Source organism: Phycisphaeraceae bacterium (assembly GCA_019636655.1).
In the GTDB taxonomy this organism is placed as follows: domain Bacteria; phylum Planctomycetota; class Phycisphaerae; order Phycisphaerales; family UBA1924; genus JAHBXB01.
The window spans coordinates 70,981-95,058 of the sequence record JAHBXB010000004.1 but is presented as its reverse complement, the minus strand read 5'-3'; the positions used below and the strand labels follow the sequence as shown (position 1 = coordinate 95,058).

Genomic DNA, 24,078 nt, shown 5'->3' with positions numbered 1-24,078 from the left:
CCGGTCTCCGCGGTCGTCAGCGGACCTTGATCAGGGCGAGGGCCAGGACCACCAGGATCCCCGAGATGATCCAGAAGCGGGTCACCACCTGCTGCTCGGTCCAACCCGAGAGGTGCAGGTGGTGGTGGTACGGCGCGACTTTGAAGATCCGCTTGCCCCGCGTGATCTTGAAGCAGCCCACCTGCAGCATAACCGACCCGATCTCGATCAGGAAGATCCCCGACATGATCAAGAGCAGGATCTCCTGACGGATCACCAGCGCGATGTACGCCAGGATCCCGCCCAGCGCGAGCGCCCCTGTATCACCCATGAACACCTGTGCCGGCGAGCAGTTCCACCAGAGGAACCCGAGGCACGCCCCGGTCGTCGCCGCGGCAAAGACGGCCAGTTCTTCCGAGTGTGTCACATACGGCACGAGCAGAAAACTCGCGACCGACGAGGTCCCCGCTATGTAAGCCAGAACAGTCAGCCCGAAGGCCGCGGCGACCGTGATTCCCCCTGCGAGCCCGTCCATCCCGTCGGAGATGTTGACCGCGTTCGACATGCCGGACACGAAGAGGATCGACCAGATGATGAACACCGGCCTGGTGAGGTAGACGAGGTACGGGGCCACGGCACCGGGTGGGTCGTACGTCTTCTGGAACGGAAGGTTGAGGACGTGGGCGAGGTCCGCCGGCGCATCCGTGTCGCCGTAACGGTAGGTGAAGTAGCCCACCAGCAGGCCAAGGCCGAGCTGGAAGACCAGCTTCTCCCAGGCGAACAGCCCCTGGCGGCCGCCCGCGCCCCCGCTCGCGGCGGCTCGGGCCTTGGCGGTGAGTTTCAGCCAGTCGTCGAAGCCGCCGAGGGCCGCGAGCCAGACGAGGACGATCATCCCCAGTTGCACGTAGAAGTTGCTCACGTCCGCCAGCAGCAGCACGCTGAAGAGGATCGCGCCGACGATGATCAGTCCCCCCATCGTCGGAGTGTTGGCCTTGCTGTGGGCGGCCAAACGCAGGGCCTCGGCGTCGGTCGCGCCCGTGTCGCCGATCTTCTTCCGCCGCAGCCAGCCGATCACCGGCCGCCCGCCGAAGAGCACGGCGAAGAACGCGAGCAGAGCCGCGGCGAGGGCCCGGAACGTCAACTGATCGAGGATGCGGAATGCCCACTCGAGGTTGTGGGCCTCGAGGAACTCCCGCAAGAGGTTGTGGAGCGTGTAGAGCATCGCGGAACACGGCGAATCGGCGGTCGGGCCCGATGCCCGGGCAGGTCAGTTCCGGGCGGGTACCCGGGACGCCGGCGCCCGCAGCACCGCCGCCGCCGGGCTCGGCTCTGTCGGCGGCCCGTGCCGGGCCTTGAGGGCCTCGACGATCCGTTCAAGCCGCATGCGGCGCGAACCCTTGAGCAGCACGCAGTCCCCGGGCTCGAGGCGCGAGGCAATCATGCCCGGCTGATCGGAATCAAGGTCGCTGAGCAGGGTGTACCGGTCATCGGCCCAGCCCGCGCTGGAGAGCCGATCGGCGCCGTAGAGAGACAGATGCCCGACGTAGATCACCTGGTCAATGGTGCCGGAGTCGATCACCGCCTGCGCGACGTCGCGGTGCGAGTCGGGCGCGGCCGCCCCCAGTTCGAGCATGTCCCCGAGGATCGCCACTCGCCGGCGTGCACCGGCCCCAATCGCCGCGAGCGTCTGGATCGCCGCAATCGTCGAATCCGGGTTCGCGTTGTACGCGTCGTTGAGGATCTCGACGCCGCCGATGACCGCCCGCTGGAGCCGCATCGGCGGGGGCGCGGCGCTCATCAGGGCGGCGGCCGCCTGCTCGTCGGTGACGCCGAACCGCCGTCCCACGGCGAGAGCCGCGAGCGCGTTCTGGGCGTTGTGCTCTCCCACCAGCCCGATCGTGTACGCCTGCCGGTCGTTGACCACGAACCGCAGCGCGGGGTCCCCGGCGGGCGTGCGTACGTGCTCGACGCCGGTCAGCCTCAGGTCCGCGTGCGCCGATCGGCCGAATGTCACGAGGTTGGGAACGACCTTCAGGTGCTCGGCGAGCGACGGCGCGTCGGCCGTGACCACCGCCGTCCCGCCCGGCCTCAGGTACGCAAGGAGCGAGGCCTCCTCGCGTGCTACCCCGTCCAGCGACCCCAGGCCCTCAAGGTGCTCGCGGCCGATCGATGTGAGCACCGCCACATCCGGCTCGATCACCTCCGCCAGGGCGGCGATCTCGCCGGGGGCGTTCGTGCCGACCTCGCACAGCAGGTACTGGTCCGAAGGACTCGCCGAGAGGATCGTCAGCGGAACCCCGACGTCGTTGTTGAACGACTTGGGAGAGGTCGTGCCGCGGAAGCGTGACGACAGCACCGACTGGATGAGCACCTTGGTGGTCGTCTTGCCGTTCGACCCGGCCACGGCGATCACCCGCGTTTTCTCGAGGGTCTTCCGGTACGCCGCCGCGAGCCGCAGCAGGGCCCTTCGGGTGTCGGCCACCTTGATGATGCCAACCTGGCGCGGCAGCCCGCCCGCCGGAATTGCCCCTGCATCGGAGAGGATCAGCAGGGACGAGCCGACCAGCACGGCATCGCGCAGGAACGTGTGACCGTCGAAATGCTCACCCTTGAGCGCCAGGAAGACCTGGCCCGGGCGCAGCGAGCGGGTGTCGGTCGACACGCCCGCCAGCGGCGCATCGGCGGGGACGCCAGCGGTGGATTGGGCGGAGACCGGTGGACGGGCAAGCCATAATCCGCCCGCGGCGGCGCGGATGGTGTCGGGGTTCCAGAAGCTCACGTTGACTCCGTTCGGCGAACTCGCGTGGAAGTAGAGGGCCTGGCGCGGGAAACGACCTCGGGCACGGCGCTCCGACGCGCCGAAAGGGCCGCTCGCGCCACGAGCCGGTCGGAAAACTGGCGGGTCACCGTGCCGCCCCTGCCGTCGGGCAGGATCTGGTAGTCCTCGTGGCCCTTGCCCGCGATGAGCACCACGTCGCCCGGCGCGGCGTCGGCAATCCCCCGATGGATGGCCCGCTCGCGATCAGCGTCGATGGATGTTCGCTCGCGCGCGGCCGCGGGGATCCCGGCGAGGATCTCGTCGATGATCGTGCTCGGCGACTCCGTCCGTGGGTTGTCGGAGGTGACGATGATCCGATCGGCCAACTCCGCGGCCGCGGCCCCCATGCGGGGACGCTTGGTGCGGTCGCGATCGCCCCCGCAGCCAAAGACAATCCAGAGCCGCCCGCTATCCGCGGGGCTCATCGTGGCCCTCAGCGTTCCGAGCACGCTCCGGATCGCATCGTCCGAATGGGCGTAGTCGACGAATACGGTCACGCTGTCCCCGCTGTCGGAAACTGGTTCGAGCCGGCCCGGTGGGGGCGAGAGACCGTCGACCGCAGCCTTGAGATCGGCCGCGTCGAGCGGTCTCCGCGGCCGGAGCGATTCTCCAGTCGCGTGCACCGCGGCGACGGCCTGCAGGAGGTTCATCGAGTTGTGCGCACCGATCAGGCGCACGCTGGCATCGAGCGCCCCCCACGGCCCCATGAGCACCTCGCTGGTGTGCCGCTGGTCCGCCTGCCTCACCACAACGCCGCACCGCCCGCCATCGCGCAGGGCCAGCGAGGGGTCGCCGGCCATCGAGCACCTCAGGACCCGGCCCCGCGATCCCCGCACCATCCGCTCGTGCCACGGGTCGTCGGCGTTGACGACCGCCACGCCGTCCTCTCCAAGAAGCCCGAAGAGCATCGCCTTGGCGTCGGCGTACGACTCCATGGTCTTGTGGTAGTCGAGGTGATCGCCCGTCAGGTTCGTAAAGACCCCGATATCGAACCGCAGCGCTCCGACCCGGCGCTGGTGCAGCGCATGGGACGACACTTCCATCACCGCTGCCTCGCACCCTGACTCGACCATGGTGGCCAGCGTCCGCGACAGCTCGATGGCCGGGGGCGTCGTCAGCGTCGCCGGGGCCACCTCCCGACCGTCGTCGATCTGCACCGTCCCGATCAGGCCTGTCCTCACCCCAAGCGCATTGAGCAACTGGTGGATGAGGAAGGTGATGGTCGTCTTGCCGTTCGTCCCCGTGACCCCGATCATCGCAAGCCGGGAGGCCGGCGACCCATAGAACCGCTCGGCGATCTGCGCCCCGGCGAGGTTGATGTCGGGCGTCAGCAGCGCAACCGGTTCGCCCGCGTGGGTCCCGGCCGGGAGTTGCAGCGAGGGGTCGTCCGTGAGCACGGCGACAGCGCCCGCCGCGATCGCGCTCGGGACGAACCGGCGGCCGTCGGCGTGCTCGCCGCGGCGGGCGACGAACAGCGTTCCGGTGAGCGCCGTGCGCGAGTCCTCCGTAATGTCGCAGACGCGGACCGATTGCCACGAATCGGCGCGCGTCATCGGGCGGATGTCCAGCCCCGAGATGAGGTCGCCGACGAGCATTCGTTCCATCCCTCGTCGCGGCGCCCGGGCGCACCGCCACTTGGCGAATGCTATCGGGCGGGCCGAAACAGGGGGAGCATATTTCGGCCCGTGCTCGCACGGCGCTTGGTGCCGGCCATAATTCGGCGGCAGAAGGGAGCCGTTTGCCATGCACGAGGACGACCACGTCTGCCTCTGCTTCCGCGTATCGCTGCGGAAGATCCGCACTTTCCTCGACCGGGAGGACCCGCCGGTCGCCTCGCTCATCAGCGAGTGCCTCAGCGCCGGTACCGGCTGCCAGTGGTGCGTCCCCTTCCTGAAGCACCTCCACGCCCAGCACCAGCGCGGCGAACTGCCGGACCTGAACGTCTCCCCCCAGCGATACGCGGAGGCCCGCATCTCCTACCACCACGATGGGGTCCGTGACGCGACCGTTCTGCCCGACCCGCCGCGAGAGGATGACAACAGCGCTTACCGCACCTCGCCGCCGGCATAGTCCACGCCGCGCAGCCCCCGGCGCGTCCACCGGTAGTACCCCGTCACGATCTCGGACGATGCGCCCGTGAACGTCGGCGGCTCGCCGGGACCGGGGGTGTAGAGGTATCGCGTCGGGGCCGGACTGTCCGGCGTCACCGGGTGCCAACCGGGATTCGCGTCGCCCGTCTTGCGGATCGTCACCGAACCGTCGAAGAAGACCAACGGCTGCGCGGCCACGGGATAGGCGTGGAAAATGCGCCGCGAGTACTTGTGCCGGTCCCACAGGTCGAACAGGTAGACCTTCCCCGAGGGGAACATCACCTGATCGAGACGGGTGTTGTTGAACCTGGTGTAGAGCGGTGAATAGGTATAAAGAAGGTGGTACCCCGGCACGCCGGCATTGGCCTGGTGTAGGGCGTTTCCTCCGGTCTGGATCGACCAGGCGCACGGGACGGTTTGGTAGGTGGACCAGAACGGCAGCGTTCGCTTGAACGCCGCCGAGGCGGCCGGATCCGGATCAGGAGTCCCCTGCAAGATCACGGCCGGGCTGGTCGTCGTCGGGTTCGCCGCGAAGTTCGACTGCCAGACGAGGGGATCGCGGTCCTCCGGGCAGACGACGCCCTGCTCCGGAAGCCGGCTGCCGAAATAGCCCCCCGCTACGAGGACGAGGTAGGAGTAGTTCCGCGACAGCAACCGATCCGTCACCGCCGGCTGCATCGCCGCGTCACGGGCCAGGAAACGGCGGATCGCATCGACCGCCTGGTACGCGTGGGCCACCGGGGCGCTGGGAGCGTAGTTAAGATCGCTCCACTCGCTGTAGGCCTTGCCCGGTTCCCAACTGAACGTGCTGAGCCACCCCTTTGAGTCCGTCGAGTAGTTGAGCATGCCCATGGCGTGCTGCCGCATGTTGCTCATGCAGATGCTCGTCCGGGCCGCCTTGCGAGCCCCGGCGAGCGAGGGCAGCAGGATGCCGACCAGCACGGCGATGATGGCGACCACCACCAGCAACTCGATCAACGTGAACCCGGCCCGGGACGGCGATGGTGCCTTTCGTGATCGCATCGGCTTGCTCCGCGCCGTCCGAATGCCGGACGGTGATTCGCAGGACTGGGCGTGGCGAGGGAGCCGCCACGATAAGTGTTCAACGCTCGCCCCGAACCTCACCGGGAACCCGGTGGTCTCCCATCGTACCGAAATCGGCTCACTGCGAAACCCCATTCCCCGAACTACTAGATCCCCCCAGTCCCGCCGGGACCCTCGCCGGTGAGCACCATGTCGTACCACAGCACGGCCCCCAGAAGGAGTACGAACATTACGGAAACAACGCGGTGAAACAGCATCGAAGGCGGGAGTGCCGGCCACGCGCCGGGCGCACCGACGAACACAAAGACACCCCATACCACCGACGTGGTCAGCATCAACGAGACAACCGCCGTCCGGCCCGAGTGCATCGCAAGCCTCCGGTGGCCGCCTTGGCCACGGGCCGGCTGGGGTTGTTGCGCACACGGTCGCGCGACCCGCGGCAGCCGGCAGGAGCGAACACCTCAATCTCGTATCTGCCCGGAACGGAGCCGGACAGGGAGAGCACTTCGGGTATCCGGGACATCGGCGGATCGACCGACCCCTCACCAGATTTGGGGTGACAGGCCCGCTCCGGGCACAAAAAAGCCCCGGTCGACCCGGGGCTCTACTCGTACAGGATCGATGCCGAATCAGGCCTCGTCGAGGTGCCGTAGCGACAAGCCCATCTCGTTCAGTTTGACTTTGACCTCGCTGAGCGAGGTCGCGCCGAAGTTCTTGACGCCCATCAGCTCCGCCTCGGTGTGGCTGACCAGGTCGCCGATGGTCTGGATGTTCAGGAGCTGCAGGGCCTTGCGGGCGCGAACGGAGAGGGCCATGTCGGAGACCGACTTGGCCAGCACCACCTCGCTCCCGCCGGTGCCCTTGATCTGCTCGATGACCTTCCGGAGAGCCGCGCGGTGCGCATCGTCGACGCCCTGGCCCAGCCGGAGGCCGTTGGCCGCGAGCATCTGCTTGATCTCGACCAGGGAGGACTCGCCGAAGTTTTTGTACCCCAGCAGCTCGGCCTCGGTGGTCTTGAGCAGGTCGCCCAGCGTGCGGATGTTCATCTTCTTCAGGCACGTGCGGGCACGAACGGACAACTCGAAGTCGGTGACCGGCGTGTCCAGCAACGCCGACCGCTTGAGCTTTTCCTTGTCCTGATCATCGTCTATGACCATCTCGCGCGACGCCTGGATGTCCTTCATATACAGGCGTGCCCGGGCGTGGTTGGGCGAGGTGTCGAGCACCTGGCGAAGGCTGCGCTCCGCGCGGACGTAGTCCCCCTGGTCCTCGTACAGGATCGCGAGGTTGATCAGGGCGTTGATCGGCGCCGGCGGCCGCTCCACCGCCCGCTCGTACATCGCGATCGCCTCGTCCTCCTCGCCGGCAAGGTCCAGCGCGTAGGCGAGGCGGAAGAAGAGGCGGGGATCGGTCGGGTCCGCCGCGACCGCGCGCCGAAACTCGGCGATCGCCCGATCACGGTCGCCCTCGGCCTCGGCCTTCTCGGCGGTCGCAAAGTGCTGCGCGGCGGCCTTGGGGTCGCGGGAGTTGGAGGCATCGGCCCCGATGACGACATCGAGGGGGTCTGCAGAGGTGGTGGTCTTCAATCGAGGCTCCGGGAAAGTGGCTGCTGCGCAGCCCCGTACCAGCCGCGCGAGGGGAAGTTTAGGCGGGGTCGCCGGGCGCCGCGGCAGCCCCGACCGGCTCCGTTTGGCTTGTGAACGGCATCGCACCGCCCCCGACGGACGTTGCGAGTACATCCACCTTCTTCCACGCCCCCCTGGTGAACCGGACAAAGAGGAATACCCCCAGCAGCACGATATACAACGCCACCGCCAGCCACGGTCCGACCGACCCCAGTGATGGCGCCAACACGATCAGCAGGGCGCCCACCCCGAGGATGCACGTCCACGAGAGGCCGACCACCGCGATGCTCGGAACGACCACATCGCCCGCGCCGCGCAGCGCCCCGAGGATCGTGATCCCCGCGGCGTCGAAGAGCTGAAAAACGGCGCCGATGATCATGACCTGCACGCCGATCGCCGTGATCGCCTCCGCCTGCTCCGGAGGAATGTCCGCGAGGAAGTACCCGATCATCGTGCGCGGGAAGAGCACGAACACCGCGGCGCACACGCCCATGTACACCAGCGTCACTTTCAGCCCAAGACGGGCCCTTGCCTCCGCCAGATCGGGCCGCTTCATGCCCATGCACTTGCCCACCACCGCCTGCACGGCGAACGAGATGCCGACAGCCGGCATGAACGACAAGTGCATGTACCGCATCGTGATCCACCCCGCCGCGTTGTGCTCCTTGCCGAAGTACCCCACGTAGGCGGACATGAACGTCGCCCAGCAGATCATCTCGTTGCCGAACATCAGCGCCGGCGGCCACCCGAGCCGAAGGATGTCCCGCATGTGCCCCCAGGAAGGTCGCCACGCCGCCCTCGTCCCGTAGCGCCGGTTGTACCCCGGACCCAGGAACACCGCGAGCGGGATCGCGAGTTCCACCGCGAGGCCCACCAGCGTCCCCCCGGCGGCGCCGGGCACGCCCAGAGCCTTCACGCCCAGAGCCGCCGCGGTCCACTGCGCCGCCTCCATCACCGGACCCACGAGCCACTCACCGCCCTCGCCCAGCACCGACAGCATCGCCCGCGTCGGGCCCTCGGAGCCGAAGATCAGCACCATGTTCGCGAAGCAGTTGACCAGGTTGCCGCAGACCGCCGCGACGAGCACGATGACAGGCCGGTGAAGCCCGTAGAAGAACTGCGCCAGCGAGCGAGTGGTCAGCGTGAGCACGGCGCCGTAGACCAGCACCTGCGCGTACACCGACTCCATCGCGACCAGGCCGGGATCGTGACGCAGCAATGGCAGGGCGAAGACCCACGGGATCGCCATCCCGTACGGGAGCAGCAGGATCGCGCCGAGCACCCCCATCCACACCGCGTTCCAGGCGTACGCGGCGGTTCGGTCCAGCCTCCCGGCCCCGAAGTTCTGCGCGACGAACGTGTTGATGACCCCCAGCAGACCCATCATGAACGAGATGGGCACGAACGAAGCCACGCCGCCGTTGCCCTGCGCCGCGATGTAGGCGGGGTTGGGCCCGATCCGCGACACCATCTGCCCGTCCACGAACTGCATCACCGTGAACGACGTCATCGTCGCCACGACCGGCGCGGCAAGGGTCAGGAGTTCCCACAGCGCCGAACGCTGAGGGGAATCAGGGCTCGCGGTCTGGGTGGCGGGGTTCGACATCTGACACGCCGGTCCATCGCGCCCACAGGGCAACCTTGGAAAGCCCAAACTCGGTCCGGGGCGGGGGGCGATGCTAGGTCTACTACCGACCCTCTCCGACCATCCTCACCGCGAGTTCGATCGCCGACCGCATCGACGTCGCATCCGCCTTGCCCCGCCCCGCGATGTCGAAGGCCGTCCCGTGCGCCGGTGAGGTGCGGATCACCCTCCGGCCGTCGCGGGTCTCCAATCCCACTGTCACGTTCACGGTGCGTCGCCCGTCCGCCAGTTTCGCCGGGATAAGCCCCTGATCGTGGTACATCGCCACCACCAGATCGTGGCGCCCATGCCCCATTGGAGCCGCCGCAGCGCTCAGAAACACCGCGTCCGCCGGGTGGGGGCCCGTAGCATCGATTCCCGCCTCCCGAGCCACGGCGATCGCCGGTGCGATCGACGCCGAGTCCTCTGTCCCGAGCAACCCGTGCTCGCCCGCATGCGGGTTGAGCCCGCACACCGCGATCCGTGGCGACTCGATCCCCAGGTCTCGGCACGCCCGCGCCCCCAGCTCGATCGCAAGCAGCACCCGCTCGGGGGTGACCAGCCGCGGCACCTCGCGGAGCGGCACATGGATCGTCACGAGGATCACGCGGAGCGACGGTCCGACGAACAGCATCCCGGACCGCGGCGACTCGAGCCGCTCGGCGAGCAGTTCGGTGTGACCCGGGTACGGATGCCCAGCGAGCGTCCAGGCCTCTTTCGAAATCGGTGCGGTGACCATCGCGTCAGCATGCAACGGGTCGGACGTCGGAAGCCCGACAAGCTCGATCGCCCTGCACACCGCCCGAAACGACACCTCCCCTCCCCACACTCCGGGACCGCGGGCCGTCGCGGGGGCGGCGTTCGACTCCAGGTCGTCAAGCACCAGGATCTCTCCCCCGGAGTCGAACTCGCCGGGCTGGACCAGACCGTCCACGACGCGCCACGGCACTCCGTCCGCCGCGGCCCGGTCGGCCGAGAGAAGAACCGGCGCCGGGCCGATGACAATGAACCGCGCCAAGGCTCGCAGCGCCGGGTCGCTCAACGCCTTGACGATCGTCTCCGGGCCGATCCCCATCGGGTCGCCGACGGAGATCGCGATGGTGGGCCCGTTGGCTGGCTCGCCCGCGCCTGGCATGCCGGATCGTATGGCATCGGCGCGGTCCTGCCCCTGGGTCCGGCGCAGCGCCGACGGGTACGATTCCCGCCATGCCTCGGTCCTTCGGCAACACGTGCAGGGTCATTGGCTTCGCGCTGGCGGCCCTGCTCGCGCTCGGGTGTCAGAGCGGGGGAGAGAATAAGACGGGTGGAGGCTCCTCGCCCCCGGCGCCCATGCCCCCGGCCGGCTCCGGTGCTGACCCGGCTGAGCCCTCCCAGCCACCCGCGCCCCGGTCCTTGAATCGCGTCCAGATGGCCAGCGGCCTGATCGTTGAAGACCTCGTGCTCGGCGAGGGCCCGGCCTGCACCAGTCCGGAGGCGGTCGTCGTCGTTCGATTCAAGGGAATGCTCACTGATGGGCGCGTCTTCGACTCGACCATGGACCGCTCCGGCGACGGTTACCCGCTCAAGGAACTCATCCGCGGCTGGCAGGAGGGGATCCCCGGGATGCGGGTCGGCGGGACGCGCCGCCTCACCATTCCCTGGCGCCTCGCCTACGGCGACCGCGAGATCCGCATGCCCACCATCACGATCCCCGCACAATCGGACGTCGTATTCGAGATCAACCTCGTTGACCTGAAATAGCAGCCGGTTCCCGGCCGTTGACACGCATCTCACCCATACCACGCCTGAACTGGAGCCGATGACCATGACACGACGGACACGCGGAGGGATCAAGATCGCAGCGCTCTCGCTCGGGGCTGCACTGGGATGGATCGCCGCCGGCACCACGACCGTAACCGCTGACCCGCCGGCCGGCGCCACCGAGCCCCCGGCCACCACCCCCGCCACGGCGCCCGACAAGGCCCCCGCGGCTACTACCCCCGCGGAGACCAAGCCAGTGAAGAAGACCCTCCCCAGCGGCCTGGAGATCGAGGACCTCAAGGTCGGCGAAGGCGCCGAGTGCAAGCCCGGCGCTGCGGTCGTCGCCCACTACAAGGGCACGCTCAAGAGCGACGGGACCGAGTTCGACTCCTCCTATAAGCGAAACGAGCCGATCCCTTTCCCGCTGGGCGGCGTGATCAAGGGATGGCAGGAGGGCGTTCCCGGCATGCGGATCGGCGGCAAGCGAAAACTGGTGATCCCCTACCAACTCGCCTACGGCGAGGCGGGGATGCCCCCGGTGATCCCGCCCAAGGCCGACCTCGTCTTCGAGATCGAGCTCGTCGACCTGCTGCAGATCGAGGATGAGAAGGTCGGCGACGGCGCCGAGTGCGAGCCGGGCCAGACCGTCGTCGCCCACTACAAGGGAACGCTTAAGTCCGATGGGTCCGAGTTCGACTCCTCCTACAGCCGAGGCGAGCCCGCCGAGTTCCCGCTGAGGGGTGTCATCAAGGGGTGGCAGTGGGGCATCCCGGGCATGAAAGTCGGCGGCAAGCGCAAGCTCACCATTCCGTACTCCATGGCGTACGGCGCCCAGGGCCGCCCGCCGGCGATCCCCGCAAAGGCCGACCTGGTCTTCGAGGTCGAACTAATCGAGGTGAAGTAGGCAAACGCCCTTCGGCACGCACATGCAAAGTTCGAGCAGCGGGAGTCGCGCAAGCGGCTCCCGCTTCGTTGCTGCCGCGGCCTGCGTCACACCCTGAAGATCGATCCCAGTTTCTTCCCCATCAGCACGCTCGCGCCCACGAGCGTCACCGTCAGCAGCGCCATCGCCCAGACCCCCATCGCCGACGCGATGTACGGGCCGTCGCCCAGCCGGTTGAGGAACGCGTAGATCGCCCGCGTGATGGGGAAGTACTTCTCCTGCTGGGCCAGCACGAGGGCCTCCGAGACCCCCAGCATCGCGTTGGAGAACGCCAGCAGCGCCCCGGCAATGAGATTCGCCATGATCAGCGGCAGGATCACGCGCCGCACCGCCCGGAAGCGCGAGGCGCCCAGGTTCATCGCCGCCTCCTCGAGTTCCCCGGAAGTCTGCTCGAGGCCCGCGATGGACGACCGAACCAGGTACGGCAGACGCCGGACGGCGAAGATCACAATCAGCAGGATCACCGGGTTGGGGTCGGCCCCGAAGACCGAGACCATTCCTTCAAGCGGCGCCCCCTTGCTGAAGGGCCACTTGAGCGTCATCGCTGTGTACCCGAACGCCAGCACCAGCCCCGGCACCGCCAGCGGCAGCATGCACAACGCATCGAGCAGGTGCCGCCCGCGGACGGTCGTCCGCACAATCAGGTACGCCGCCGCGAGCCCCAGCAGGATGTCAATGATCGTCGCGACGATCGAGTAGTGCAGCGAGTTGACGATCGACCCGAACGCCTCCGGACTCGACAGGGCCTGCTCGAAGTGCGACAGCGTGAACCCCCGCGGCAGCGCCGAGCGGTACCACGACCCCGGCTGCGCCACCGCTGTGAGCACCACGCCGATGTGCGGCAGCAGGGCCACGAACGTCACCAGCCCGAACGCCCCGGCGACCCCCCACCCCGCCCATGTGCCCAGCGGCACCTCGCCGCCGGCTCGCGACGCCTTGGAATACATCGCATGCCCGCGCTGGCCGAAGAGCACCTTGCCCACGCCATAGATGAGCACCGACGCGGCCAGCATCACCACCGTCAACGCGTAGGGCTGCGGTGACGACTCGACTTCCTTGAGACCGAAGAAGATCTGCACCGGGGTCACCTGGTTGTAGTCGAACACCAGCGGCGTCCCCAGCTCCGTGAACGCCCAGATGAACACGATCGTGCACCCTGCGAACAACCCGGGCCGGATCAGCGGCAGGGTGATCGTGAAGAACCGCCGGAGGGCGCCGGCCCCCAGGTTCTCCGCGGCCTCGTCCATCGCCGGGTCGAGGTTTGCCAGCGCCGCCGTCGCGTTCAGGTACACGATCGGGTACAGGTGCAGCGCCTCGACGATGACCACACCCCAGAACTTGGCGCTCCCAAGAACATCGGTGTCCCAGCCAGTCAGAGAGTTCAATGCCCCCTCGCGCCCGAGGATCGACTGCAGCCCGATCGCCCCGACGAACGGGGGCAGGATGAGCGGCACCAGGATCATCGCGTTGAACGCTGCCTTGCACGGGTAGAGGTACCGCGCCGAAAACAGCGCCAGCGGCAGCCCAATCAGCAGGCACACCGCGGTCGTCGCGATCCCGATCTTCGCCGAGTTCACCAACCCCGCCACCAGCCCGGGGTCGGAGAATACCAACCGGATGTGCTCCGTCGTGAACCGGCCCGCATCCTGGCCGCTGCCCCCGGTGAGAAACGCCCCATCCACGGTGAGCGCGATGGGGTACACCAGCGTGACCCCCAGGAACGCCAGCATGGCGCCCATCAGCAGGTACGACCCTGCCGACCGGGGTAGCCACGGCTTGCGATGCAGTGAGGGATCAGTCGTCGCCATCGGGCCCCAGTGTACGGAGCCGACCACGCCCGGGCATCCCGCCCCGACCCTATGCCGGCGGCGGCACGAGTTCCGCCGGGCCGAGCGTCACGATGGTCGCCGCTCCCAACCGCCGCCGCTCCAGGTAGGCATTCACCCGCTCGAGTGTGATCTGATCGAACGCCGCGGCGATCTCGGCCAGCGACCGCGGCCGGCCGAGCTTGTGCTGGTCCGACGCCAACGCCGCCGCCCGCGCCGAGGTTGACTCCTCCGCGAACACCAGCCCCGCCTTGATTCCCACCAGCGCCCGATCGAACTCCGACTGCTCGATCCCCCCGCCCACTCCCTGCGAGCCGTTGACCCTGTTGAGCTCGCTCACCAACACATCCAGCGAGTGCTGTGCACGCTCCGGCGTGGTGCCCACGTACCCGATCACCCGCCCGTACAGCCGTTCCGTCGCATACGCCGACGACACCGCGTAGCACAGCCCCCGCTTCTCGCGGACCTCCGTGAACAACCTCGCCGACATGCCCCCCGACATCACCCCATTCACCACACGCTCAAGGTTCACATCCGGGCTCGGCTCGGCCGGTGCATCATGGAAGAGCACGATCTGCACCTGCGACGACTCATCCGCCTCGTGGTGGTACGTCCCCTTGGTCGGCGAGGCTCCCCAGGTCAGGCCCGGAGGCGAACCTTCCCAGCCCCGCAGCAGCCGGTCCAGCGTCGCCACGATCTCGTCGATCCGCCCAGGATTGATCGCTCCCGCAACCGACAGGATGGCGTTTCCCCCGTTGCCGAACGACGCCGGCTCCGGCCGGGCCTGGCGGGCCCACCCTTCAACGATGTCCTCCCGCGTGATCGCCGCGAGCCCCGCCCGATCGCCCAGGCCGGTTCGGTTGAGTGGCGATGGGTTGTGCCACCGCCGCGCCGCCAGGACCGCTCGCTCGTGCGGGTCGTCCGCCAAGGCATCGATCGCCTGGAGCGCCAGGTCCCGCGTCGGTTCGATGGACTCCGCATCGAATCGCGGCCGGCGGACCATGTCCGTGATCAGCGGCAGCGCATCGAGCAGCCGGTCGCCGAGCATGGTGAACGACAGCCGCAGGTGGAAGGTCGACACGTCCGTCCCGCGGGAGAGCCCCAGGCGGTCCAGTGCATCGGCCTGAGCCCTCGAATCCAGCTCCCCGCAGCCTCGAAGCAGCAGTTCCGACCACATCGTGGAGAGGCCCTGGCGATCCTCCGGGTCGGTCGCCGAACCCGCGGGCAGCAGCCACGACAGCCCGACCGAGCGCACGCCCGACATGGGCTCGACGATCAGCGGCATGCCGCAGGCAAGACGTCTGGTGGTTATCACGGTCATGGCCAACGGTACCCCTCCCGGCGCGACCCGTTCTCGGACCCCTCGGCACGTCAGATGGTACAGCCAGCACAGGGGTCCGCCCGAACCCGGGGAGCCGCCCGCTGCACTCGTTGCCCCCCCACAGGGCTGTCGATAGCGCCAGCGGGGGAATGCGCACGGCGGGCCGGGGCCCGTCCGACGCCGACCGGCCCAGAGGATCCGATGCGAATCCTGCTCGACCTCATTGCGGTGCTGACGGCAACAGGACTGGCTGTTGCGGTGTTCACGTTCGAGCGGAAACGGACCGAGAGCGACGCCAAGATCAGCCTCGCCGCCTCCGATCTGCGCCGGCTGGAACTCGAGATCAAATACCGCTCGGTCACCAAGACCGCGGAACTCAATGAACTGGGATGGCCCGACACCGTCGACCCGGCGTGGTTCGACACCGACCCCCCCCATAACTGCCTGGTCTCCGACCGCCGTCCATGGCTCGAGATCTGCTCGGCCGATGACGCCGACCAGGTGCACCCGCGTGTGCGGCTCGCCGTGGACGAGTCGCTGGCCGGCTTCTGGTACAACCCGTACCAGGGCGTGGTCCGCGCCCGCGTACCCGTGATGCTCAGCGACGCGGAATCGATTGCCCTCTACAACCGCGTCAACCGATCGGCGCTCCTCTCCCTCTTCGACAAGGAGCCCAGGCCGGTGTCCGCAGACGATCAGGCCCGCGCGAGCGGCGAAGCGGTCCGCTACAAGAGCGGCGACCGCAGCAGCATCCCCGTCGAACGTTCCTCGAAGCCGACGCCGCCGCGTCGCCCAATCGGATCGGTGACGGCGCCGGTTCCGGAAGTCCGCGGCGCCGAGTAGTGACCACAACTTACGCGATCATGTTCGCTTCATGCTGCGATCATCGCCCAGTCTCCGCGAAACCGAGTACATCCTCCATGGTGTACCACCCCGGCGCTCGACCGCGCAGCCACAGCGCCGCACGCAGCGCGCCCGCCGCGAACACATCGCGCGACATGGCCCGATGCTCCACGATGATCTCCTCAGCGCTGCCGGTGAATCGCACCATGTGCTCGCCGACGATGTCCCCGGCGCGGATCGAGAGCACCTGCGACTCGTGCATCGCGGCGCCGCCCGAGCGCACGGCGCTCGCAAGCCGCAGCGCAGTGCCTGAAGGAGCGTCTTTTTTGCGGATGTGATGGGCCTCCACGATCGACGCGGCGAACTCGCCGCCGAGCGCCCGCGACAATCTCGCGACCGCATCCGCAACCGCCGCGACACCAAGCGAGGTGTTCGCGGCGAGAATGATCGGAATTTTTTTTCCACCGTCGTGGAGCTCTCCGCGCGTCGTCTCGGACAGCGCGGTAGTCGCAACCAACAGCCCCGCGCCTCGATCAAGCGCCAATCGCAGCGCGGATCGCGCGCCGCTGTCGGTCGAGAAGTCAATGACGACCTCGGCGTGATCGCGTGTGTTCGCCCGTACTTCGAGGTGTTTTTGCGTGGGTATGGCGCATGGAACGGCTTCGCCGAGTCGCGACGAGCCCTCGTGCGTGAGCGCCGCGACGAGTTCGAAGCGATCATCGCGCCGCGCGAGTTCGCACACACGCGCGCCCGTTCGACCCGTGGCGCCGTTGACGATGATGGTGGTCTTGTGGGGTTGCATCGTTTGCATTCCAGTTCACACTGAGTGTATGTTGGACGCTGTTCGCTCAAGTGGGCGGGTAATGGAGCCCGATACACGTTGAGCAGAGTTGAGCGGCGCCAGCGTGTGGCGCCCGGCACCGTTCGGCTCGAACCAGTGAAGTCAGCATCTTCCAGGAGAATCGACATGGCAAAGAAAGCAAAGAAGAAGGCCAAGAAGAAGGCCGCCAAGAAGAAGGCCAAGAAGAAGTAACTGCCTGCTCGGCCTTCACGGCCGGGCCACCCTGCACCGGCTCTGACCGGTGCGACCAACGTCTCGGATGAGAGAAGAGAGTCATCTGTAAGCGGCCCGCGAGAGAGACTGGGGCCGCGTTCGAGCGCCACCGAATTCACGGGACCGGCCCCTTGGGCCGGTCCCGTGGTCGTTTTGGACCCCTCAACCCCGGCGGATCGCCCCCGCGTGGAGATCTCCCACCCGGCGGCACACAATCGCTCATGTCCGAAGACACCACGGGCCGGGCCGACGACGCCATCCGGGAGATCCGCCGCCACCACGAGGGGGTCCTGATCTTCGATGGCCACGCCGCACCGGTCCGCTATGTCGTCTGCGGACGCTCCGGGGCCCTCATCCTGGCCTGCGAGCCCGTCGCCCTGCACGCCACCGACCACATCCTCTCTATACCCGATGAAAGCGACGGCGCCCTGGCCGTCATGCTCCAGCTCGACCCCATCGACCCCCGCTCCGGCCCCGCCGCAGAGAGCTGCGACCGCTGGCTGATCTACCACGGCCACACCACCCTCAAGGGCTGGGCCGCGGGCCGCATCCTGGGCGCCAAGTCCCGCACCGACGTCTTCGATGGCGAGGACCTCACGCGGCCAAGCCCACTGCACGCCCACGAGCGAGACCTGCTCCGCGGGATCAACGCCGATCCCTCCTCCCTCCGTACCGCCTGCCGGCGTGCTGCCGGCATCGATGTGCCCGACCCGGTCGCCGTGGGCGTCGATCCCATGGGTATCGATGTCCGAGCCCGCTTCGGAGTTGTGCGCCTCGAGTTCGACTCGCCCGCGACGACCCCGGATCAGGCGCACACCCGCATCGCCTCGACGCTCGGGAGCACCCCGTGACCGCGCCGTCGAACATGGTCGAGGCCCACGCCCACATCGCCGCCTACGGCCAGTCGCTCGAACTGACCGACCTCTCCGGCTGCACCGATGTCGACGAATGCCTCGACCTGATCGCCCGCGAGCGATCCCGTCTCTCGGCCCACTCCTCGCACTCTCCCGCGTGGATCCGGATGCACGGAGCGAGGATCGAGGGCTGGAAGTCTGCCCGCTGGCCCACCCTGCCGGAACTCGATGCCGCCTCGGGCGATCATCCGTGCGTCGTCATGTCGTTTGATCACCACGCCGCCCTGGCCAACTCCGCCGCGATCGCCGCGGCGGGCCTAGTGCCCGGCGTGCCCATTCCCCCCAGCGGCGTCGTTTGCGTTGATGCTGACGGGCATGCAACCGGCCTACTCCTGGAGCACGCCGCCTACGCGGCCTGGTACGCCGCGCCGGAGCCGACACCTCTCGAGCGTGCCTGCCACGTCCGTATCGCGCTGCAGCGCCTCGCGGCCATGGGCTTCTCGGAAGTCCACGACATGCACAGCCAGGCGTGGCTCGGCCCGATCCTGGCCGACCTGCAGCGCACCGGCGACCTGCCTGCAAGCGTCTGGCTCTACCCGCCGGTCGCCGAGATCGACTCCGCCGCGGCACGACGCCACGAGTGGGAGTCGGCCCGCATCCGTCTCGCCGGCGCCAAGGTCTTCGCCGATGGCACGCTCAACAGCCGCACCGCCCTCATGCTCCACCCGTATCGCGATGCCCTCGCCGACCTCCCCCGCGGCAAGGCCATGGTCACCCCCGCGGACCTCGCCGCCGCCGTTCGCCGAACCGCCGGGCTCGGCATCGGCCTCTCCGTGCACGCGATCGGCGACGCCGCGGTCCGCATGGTGCTCGATGCCTTCGAGGCGGATACCGCTCCGCGGCAATCGGAACGCGTGCTCCGAATCGAACACTGCGAACTCATCGACGAGGCCGACGTCCCTCGATTCGCCAGGCTCGGGGTCGTGTGCAGCGTTCAGCCCTGCCACCTGCTCGCCGATATCGAGGCCCTCACCCGCTACGTCCCCCACCGTCTCGATCGCGTGCTGCCCCTGCACGACCTCGTCGCCGCGGGCTGCCGCCCCGGCGATCTGCTCTGGTTCGGCTCGGACGTCCCTATCGTCAGGCCCGACCCCGGCGACAGCGTCTACGCCGCTGTCCGCCGCGCCCGCCCCGATTCACCGGCGCCCGCGATCGCGCCGCACCAGCACATCCCCGAGCCGCTCGCCTGGGCGGCCTTCCACCGAGCGAGTTAGAGCGAGATGCCCATGCCGACCACCCCGCTCGTCGTCGTTACCCGCCAGGTCCCGGGCACGATCAGCGTGCCCGGTGCCGAGGTCCGCTTCGGCCCGCCCGAGCAGCTCTCCCGGGCCGACCTGCTCACGCTCGTCCGCGGCGCCACTGTCATCGTCTCGATGTTCCACGACCTCGTGAACGCAGAACTCCTCGACGCCGCGGGGCAGCAACTCAAGGGCGTCTGCAACTTCGCCGTGGGCTACGACCGGATCGACGTCGCCGAGTGCGCCCGCCGCGGCGTCACCGTGACGAACACCCCCGACGCCGTCACCGAGGGCACCGCCAACATGGCCTGGGCCCTCCTGCTTGCCACCGCGCGACGCCTCGCCGAGGCCGACCGCTTCGTCCGCTCCGGGCAGTTCGAACGCCGCGGCCCGCTCGGCATCACCGAGTTCCTCGGCATGCACCTGACCGGGCAGACGATGCTCATCGTGGGCGCCGGCCGCATCGGCCGGGCCGTCGCGCTCCGCGCCCTGGCCTTCGGGATGCGCATCGTCTACGCCTCCCGCAGCCGCAACGTCGAGTTCGAGATCGCTCCCCTCGCCGCCCGCCGCGTCGAGCTCGACGAGGGCCTCGCGCTCGCCGACGTCGTCAGCATCCACACCCCGCTCACCGAACAGACCCGCCACCTCATCGACGCTCGGCGCCTCGCGCTCATGAAGCCAAAGGCGATCCTGATCAACACCGCCCGAGGCCCGATCGTCGACGAGGCGGCTCTCGCCGCGGCGCTCGCGGCCAACCGCCTCTGGGGCGCCGGCCTCGATGTCTTCGAGCACGAGCCCAAAGTCCACCCCGGTCTGCTGACACTGGACAACGCCGTCTTCGCCCCGCACATCGGCAGCGCCGAACTCCGCTGGCGCGAGGTCATGACCGAGATGGTCTCGGCCAACGCCCGCGCCATCCTTGCCGGCCAGAACCCCCCGAATCAGGTAAAATCCTAACGAACGCCAATCTGACTCGACCCTGGCGCGCTTGTCGGGGTGGGCCTCCCGCCGCCGCGCCGTAATATAAAGGTGGCGAGTCGTCCGTCTCGAGGAGGCCACCATGCGGCAGGACATCAACTACAACAACATCATCGACGGCGAGGAGGCCCGACAGGCCCAGGCCAACGCCGACAATGCCCCGAACCTGCCCGCCGCGGAGATCGACGCCGAGTCCTTCTACATCACCCAGCACTACGACCGCTACACCCCCGAGAATCACGACGTCTGGCGGGACCTCTTCGATCGTCGCTGGACCGTGCTCGAGCAGCAGGTCTCCAGCCAGTTCATCGAGGGGATGAAGATCCTCCGGCTCACCCGCGACCGCCTCCCGCTACTCGACGATCTCGACCTCGACCGCGACCTCACCGTTGCCGGCGGCACCGTCCTCAAGAAGGGCACGCGGCTGGACGGCATCAACCGGTTCCTCAAGGCGCAGAGCGACTGGGCCTCCTACGGCGTGCCCGGGTACCTCCCCGCCAAGGCGTTCTTCGCCTGCCTCGCCAACCGCCAGTTCCCCACCACCGTCCTGATCCGCCCCCGCGAGGTCATGGACTACCTCCCCGAGCCCGACATCTTCCACGACGTCTTCGGGCACGTCCCCCTCCACACCCTCCGCGTCTTCGCCGACTTCCTCCAGACGTACGGCAAGGCCGCCCTCCTCTGCGAGGACGAGGAACACGTCAAACGACTCGGCCGCCTCTTCTGGTTCACCGTCGAGTTCGGCCTCATCAAGGAAGACGGCAAGGTCAAGATCTACGGCTCCGGCCTGGTCTCCTCCCACGGCGAGAGCGCCTACGCCCTCCGGGGCGACTGGGAGACCGCCGGACGCCCGGCACCGGACTGCGAAGAGCGCGCCGTCGCCGAGTGGCGCCCCTTCGACCTCGAACGGATCTGTGAGACCGACTTCGAGATCCATCACTTCCAGCCGATCTACTACGTCCTGGAGTCCTTCGAGCAACTCCGGGATGCGATGAACCGGTACGCCGAGAAGGTGATCGGCGAACGAGTAGCCGTCGGCCATTCTTCTCGCTAGCTGCGGCACCTGACCATGGGGCACGACGGCCACCCCGGATCGCCAGCACCAGCCCCGCTCCCCCGCTCCGATTCCTGGCTCGGCGCCTCCTACGCCGCCCGCGTCGCCCTCGCCGCGGGGATCACGGTCGTCATCGCCGACCTGTTCGACGTCCAGCACGCCTTCTGGATGACCATCACCGCCGTCATCGTCCTCCAGCCCGACCTCTCGGGGACCCGCGGCAAGGCCGTCTCGCGCGTGATCGGTACCCTGGTCGGGGCCGCCACGGGAAGCCTCATGGCCGCCCTCCTGCCGTACAACCCAGTCACCGTCGCCGCCTGCGTCCTGTTTACCATCCTCGCGTGCTGGTGGATCCGACGGCTCCGCGAGCCGATGCCCCTCGCCGCGGTCACCGCTGTGATCGTTTTCTACTTCAGCCGGCACGACCACTCGCTGCTCGTGGGCGCCTTGCGCTGCCTGGAGATTCTCGCGGGCGTGTTCATCGGGCTCGTTGTCGCCATGTTGCCGATCCCGTTGCCACGGTCCATGGACCAGCGCCAAACCCGCGTCTGATCGCGCGTCGCCCGCCGACGTTTTCGGAGTCCAACCGCTCGCTGATCGTCGCCCGAAAACTCGGCTCGCCCCGCCCGCCCCTTGTCCCGACCCAGAATCGCGGTATCGTCATGTGGGCGTGATGGCTATCCTCACGCCCGACCGCGCGGGCGAGGGCGCACCGGCCCGCACTCTGGTCCGATCCATGGCGGGCGCACGCCCCGAGCGACACTCGGCCGCGTACCTCGTTGGGCCCACTGGACGCCCCGGACCGCCGCCGGCTGCCACGACCGCACCCCGCGGGGAGAACGAGCGATCCTTCTCCCGCCGACTTCGCTCCCCCGGAGCTCCCCACACACATGGCCACCGTCACCTCCTCCCGCTCCGCGTTCCTCCACGGCAAGTGGACCACCGACGACGCCGCCCGTCTCTACGGCCTCCCCGACTGGGGCAAGGGATACGTCGGCGTCACCCCCACCGGCAACCTCACCGTCATGCCCACCAAGGACCCGGCGCGCCAGATCGACCTCAACGAGGTCGTCACCGGCCTCCGCGAGCGCGGCATCCACACCCCCGTCCTCCTCCGCTTCAACGACATCCTCGTCCACCGCCTCCGCGAGATCCGCAAGGCCTTTGACGACGCCATGACCGAGCAGGCCTACACCGGCGGCTATACCTGCGTCTACCCCATCAAGGTCAATCAGCAGCGCCACGTCTGCGAGCAGATCGCCAACCTCGCCGTGGAACTCAACTTCGGCCTCGAGGCCGGCTCCAAGCCCGAGCTCCTCGCCGTCCTGGGCCTTTCCGCCGTCGCCGGCGGCCCCGGCGTCAACGGCATGCCCATCGTCTGCAACGGCTTCAAGGACGACGAGTTCATCGAGACCGTCATCCTCGCCACGAAGCTCGGTCGCAACATCATCCCCGTCGTCGAGAAGTTCAGCGAACTCGAACTGGTCGTCAAGCACGCCAAGGCATACGGCGTCCGCCCCAAGATCGGCCTGCGTGTCAAGCTCTCCAGCCGCGGCGCCGGCCGCTGGGAGTCCTCCGCCGGCGTCCGCAGCAAGTTCGGCCTGTTCGTCTCCGAGGTCCTCCAGGCCGTCGAGTACCTCAAGAAGCACGACATGCTCGACTGCCTCAACATGCTCCACTGCCACGTCGGCAGCCAGCTCTACGACATCCGCGTCCTCAAGAACGCCATCAACGAACTCGCCCACGTCTACGCCGAACTCGTCCGCCTGGGCGCCCGGATGGGCGTCCTCGACATCGGCGGCGGCATGGGCGTCGACTACGACGGCTCCCAGTCCGCCTGGGGCTCCTCCATCAACTACACCGTCAACGAGTACGCGGCGGACGTCGTCTACCGCATCAAGAGCGTCTGCGACGACGCCGGCATCCCCCATCCCATGATCGTCAGCGAGTCCGGCCGCGCCATGGTCGCCTACTCCAGCGTCCTGGTCGTCGATGTCCTGGGCACCTCCCGCTTCGAGTCCGTCCCCGACATGGCCCGCATCGACGCCGACATGGCCTCCGCCACCTCCACCGGCGGCGAGATCCCCCAGCCCCTCCTCGACCTCATCGAGGCCTACCGCACCATGACCGACCGCAACCTGCTGGAGATCTACCACGACTCCATGCAGGCCCGCGACGAGGCCATGAGCCTCTTCTCCCTCGGCTACATGACCCTCCCCATGCGAGCCGCCACCGAGCAGCTCTTCTGGGCCATCGGCCGCAAGCTCGTCGACAAGGCCACCAAGCGCGGCGAACTCCCCGAGGAGTTCGAGAACCTCCCCGAGATGCTCTCGGACATCTACTTCTGCAACTTCTCCCTCTTCCAGTCCATGCCCGATTCCTGGGCCATCGACCAGCTCTTCCCCATCGTCCCCATCCACCGCCTCACCGAGGAGCCCACCCGCCGAGGCATCCTCGCCGACATCACCTGCGACTCCGACGGCAAGATCGACCACTTCGTCGACAAGCGCGAGGACAAGAAGGTCCTCGAACTCCACGAAGTCCGCGACCTCCCGGGCGAGGGCGCCGGCGTCGAGCCCTACTACCTCGCCGTCTTCCTCCTGGGCGCGTACCAGGAAATCCTCGGCGATCTCCACAACCTCCTGGGCGACACCCACGCGGTCCACATCTCCCTCTCCGACCCCTCCCGCTCCCCCGCCAATGGCAACGGCAGCAGCGCCCACGCCACGCCCCAGCCCGCCAACATCGCCACCAACGGCGGCGTCGGCTGGGAGATCGACGAGGTCATCGAGGGGGACACCGTCGAGGAAGTCCTGCAGTACGTCCAGTACGACATCGCCGACATGAAGCGGGCCATGCGCCTCGATATCGAGGCCGCCTGCCGCCAGGGCCGCCTGACACTCCCCGAGGGCAAGAGCCTGCTCAAGTTCTACGACGACGGGCTCGAGGGGTACACCTACCTCGAGGGGTAACCCCCCGCCCCCTGT

Annotated in this window: 21 protein-coding genes; 10 read left to right on the top strand and 11 right to left on the bottom strand. The window is 68.3% G+C overall.

What is annotated here, in order from left to right:
* Positions 1 to 16: 16 nt before the first annotated feature.
* The 3 genes from mraY to KF745_12020 are packed head-to-tail and all read right to left on the bottom strand — an operon-like array spanning position 17 to position 4,392.
* A complete protein-coding gene (gene mraY / locus KF745_12030; GenBank protein MBX3359141.1) occupies positions 17 to 1,201 on the bottom strand; it encodes a phospho-N-acetylmuramoyl-pentapeptide-transferase in 1,185 nt (394 codons plus the stop codon).
* A 45-nt stretch (positions 1,202 to 1,246) separates the two neighbouring features.
* Positions 1,247 to 2,758: a UDP-N-acetylmuramoyl-tripeptide--D-alanyl-D-alanine ligase gene (locus KF745_12025; protein MBX3359140.1), complete on the bottom strand. Its 1,512-nt coding sequence runs from the start codon at positions 2,756 to 2,758 to the stop codon at positions 1,247 to 1,249.
* Positions 2,755 to 4,392 carry a UDP-N-acetylmuramoyl-L-alanyl-D-glutamate--2,6-diaminopimelate ligase gene (locus KF745_12020; protein MBX3359139.1) on the bottom strand — a complete coding sequence of 546 codons (1,638 nt, stop codon included), beginning with the start codon at positions 4,390 to 4,392 and terminating at the stop codon, positions 2,755 to 2,757. The genes KF745_12025 and KF745_12020 overlap by 4 nt, the downstream gene beginning before the upstream one ends.
* Positions 4,393 to 4,540: 148 nt before the next feature.
* Between KF745_12020 and KF745_12015 the strand changes: the two genes are divergently transcribed.
* A complete protein-coding gene (locus KF745_12015) occupies positions 4,541 to 4,867 on the top strand; it encodes a (2Fe-2S)-binding protein (GenBank protein MBX3359138.1) in 327 nt (108 codons plus the stop codon).
* Here the strand turns inward: KF745_12015 and KF745_12010 are convergent.
* From KF745_12010 to pdxA, 5 genes are all read right to left on the bottom strand, one after another.
* Positions 4,843 to 5,910 carry a prepilin-type N-terminal cleavage/methylation domain-containing protein gene (locus tag KF745_12010; protein ID MBX3359137.1) on the bottom strand — a complete coding sequence of 356 codons (1,068 nt, stop codon included), beginning with the start codon at positions 5,908 to 5,910 and terminating at the stop codon, positions 4,843 to 4,845. The genes KF745_12015 and KF745_12010 overlap by 25 nt on opposite strands.
* Positions 5,911 to 6,077: 167 nt before the next feature.
* Positions 6,078 to 6,299, bottom strand: a complete 222-nt coding sequence (locus KF745_12005) for a hypothetical protein (GenBank protein ID MBX3359136.1) — start codon at positions 6,297 to 6,299, stop codon at positions 6,078 to 6,080.
* A gap of 261 nt (positions 6,300 to 6,560) precedes the next feature.
* Positions 6,561 to 7,517 (bottom strand): tetratricopeptide repeat protein, encoded by a 957-nt coding sequence (locus KF745_12000; protein MBX3359135.1) that lies wholly within the window; start codon positions 7,515 to 7,517, stop codon positions 6,561 to 6,563.
* 58 nt (positions 7,518 to 7,575) lie between these two features.
* The gene (locus KF745_11995) at positions 7,576 to 9,162 is read right to left on the bottom strand and encodes an MATE family efflux transporter (GenBank protein MBX3359134.1); all 1,587 of its coding nucleotides are present in this window, start codon (positions 9,160 to 9,162) and stop codon (positions 7,576 to 7,578) included.
* Positions 9,163 to 9,244: 82 nt separating this feature from the next.
* Positions 9,245 to 10,315: a 4-hydroxythreonine-4-phosphate dehydrogenase PdxA gene (gene pdxA, locus KF745_11990; protein MBX3359133.1), complete on the bottom strand. Its 1,071-nt coding sequence runs from the start codon at positions 10,313 to 10,315 to the stop codon at positions 9,245 to 9,247.
* Positions 10,316 to 10,587: 272 nt separating this feature from the next.
* Between pdxA and KF745_11985 the strand changes: the two genes are divergently transcribed.
* Together KF745_11985 and KF745_11980 are read left to right on the top strand one after the other, a co-directional pair.
* Entirely contained in the window at positions 10,588 to 10,920 is a 333-nt protein-coding gene (locus KF745_11985; GenBank protein MBX3359132.1) for an FKBP-type peptidyl-prolyl cis-trans isomerase, read from the top strand.
* A gap of 64 nt (positions 10,921 to 10,984) precedes the next feature.
* Positions 10,985 to 11,824 (top strand): FKBP-type peptidyl-prolyl cis-trans isomerase, encoded by an 840-nt coding sequence (locus KF745_11980; protein ID MBX3359131.1) that lies wholly within the window; start codon positions 10,985 to 10,987, stop codon positions 11,822 to 11,824.
* 86 nt (positions 11,825 to 11,910) lie between these two features.
* Here the strand turns inward: KF745_11980 and KF745_11975 are convergent, their stop codons facing one another.
* Together KF745_11975 and KF745_11970 are read right to left on the bottom strand one after the other, a co-directional pair.
* Positions 11,911 to 13,602: an iron ABC transporter permease gene (locus tag KF745_11975; GenBank protein MBX3359130.1), complete on the bottom strand. Its 1,692-nt coding sequence runs from the start codon at positions 13,600 to 13,602 to the stop codon at positions 11,911 to 11,913.
* A 118-nt stretch (positions 13,603 to 13,720) separates the two neighbouring features.
* Complete coding sequence (locus KF745_11970; GenBank protein ID MBX3359129.1) at positions 13,721 to 15,010, bottom strand: insulinase family protein; 1,290 nt, start codon at positions 15,008 to 15,010, stop codon at positions 13,721 to 13,723.
* 201 nt (positions 15,011 to 15,211) lie between these two features.
* Between KF745_11970 and KF745_11965 the strand changes: the two genes are divergently transcribed.
* Positions 15,212 to 15,853 (top strand): hypothetical protein, encoded by a 642-nt coding sequence (locus tag KF745_11965; GenBank protein MBX3359128.1) that lies wholly within the window; start codon positions 15,212 to 15,214, stop codon positions 15,851 to 15,853.
* 40 nt (positions 15,854 to 15,893) lie between these two features.
* Here KF745_11965 and dapB read toward each other — a convergent pair whose 3' ends face one another.
* Entirely contained in the window at positions 15,894 to 16,664 is a 771-nt protein-coding gene (gene dapB / locus KF745_11960) for a 4-hydroxy-tetrahydrodipicolinate reductase (GenBank protein MBX3359127.1), read from the bottom strand.
* A gap of 464 nt (positions 16,665 to 17,128) precedes the next feature.
* On the opposite strand from dapB, the gene KF745_11955 reads away from it, so the two are divergent.
* The 6 genes from KF745_11955 (at position 17,129) to speA (ending at position 24,063) form a co-directional block, all read left to right on the top strand.
* Positions 17,129 to 17,758 carry a hypothetical protein gene (locus tag KF745_11955; protein MBX3359126.1) on the top strand — a complete coding sequence of 210 codons (630 nt, stop codon included), beginning with the start codon at positions 17,129 to 17,131 and terminating at the stop codon, positions 17,756 to 17,758.
* Positions 17,755 to 19,035 carry an amidohydrolase family protein gene (locus tag KF745_11950; GenBank protein ID MBX3359125.1) on the top strand — a complete coding sequence of 427 codons (1,281 nt, stop codon included), beginning with the start codon at positions 17,755 to 17,757 and terminating at the stop codon, positions 19,033 to 19,035. Before KF745_11955 ends, KF745_11950 begins: the two co-directional genes overlap by 4 nt.
* A gap of 12 nt (positions 19,036 to 19,047) precedes the next feature.
* Positions 19,048 to 20,016, top strand: a complete 969-nt coding sequence (locus KF745_11945) for a D-glycerate dehydrogenase (protein MBX3359124.1) — start codon at positions 19,048 to 19,050, stop codon at positions 20,014 to 20,016.
* Positions 20,017 to 20,119: 103 nt separating this feature from the next.
* Positions 20,120 to 21,091, top strand: coding sequence for a hypothetical protein (locus tag KF745_11940; protein MBX3359123.1), 972 nt, complete (start codon positions 20,120 to 20,122; stop codon positions 21,089 to 21,091).
* Between the two features lie 15 nt (positions 21,092 to 21,106).
* Positions 21,107 to 21,643: an FUSC family protein gene (locus KF745_11935; GenBank protein ID MBX3359122.1), complete on the top strand. Its 537-nt coding sequence runs from the start codon at positions 21,107 to 21,109 to the stop codon at positions 21,641 to 21,643.
* 338 nt (positions 21,644 to 21,981) lie between these two features.
* Positions 21,982 to 24,063: a biosynthetic arginine decarboxylase gene (speA, locus tag KF745_11930; protein MBX3359121.1), complete on the top strand. Its 2,082-nt coding sequence runs from the start codon at positions 21,982 to 21,984 to the stop codon at positions 24,061 to 24,063.
* Positions 24,064 to 24,078: the final 15 nt, after the last annotated feature.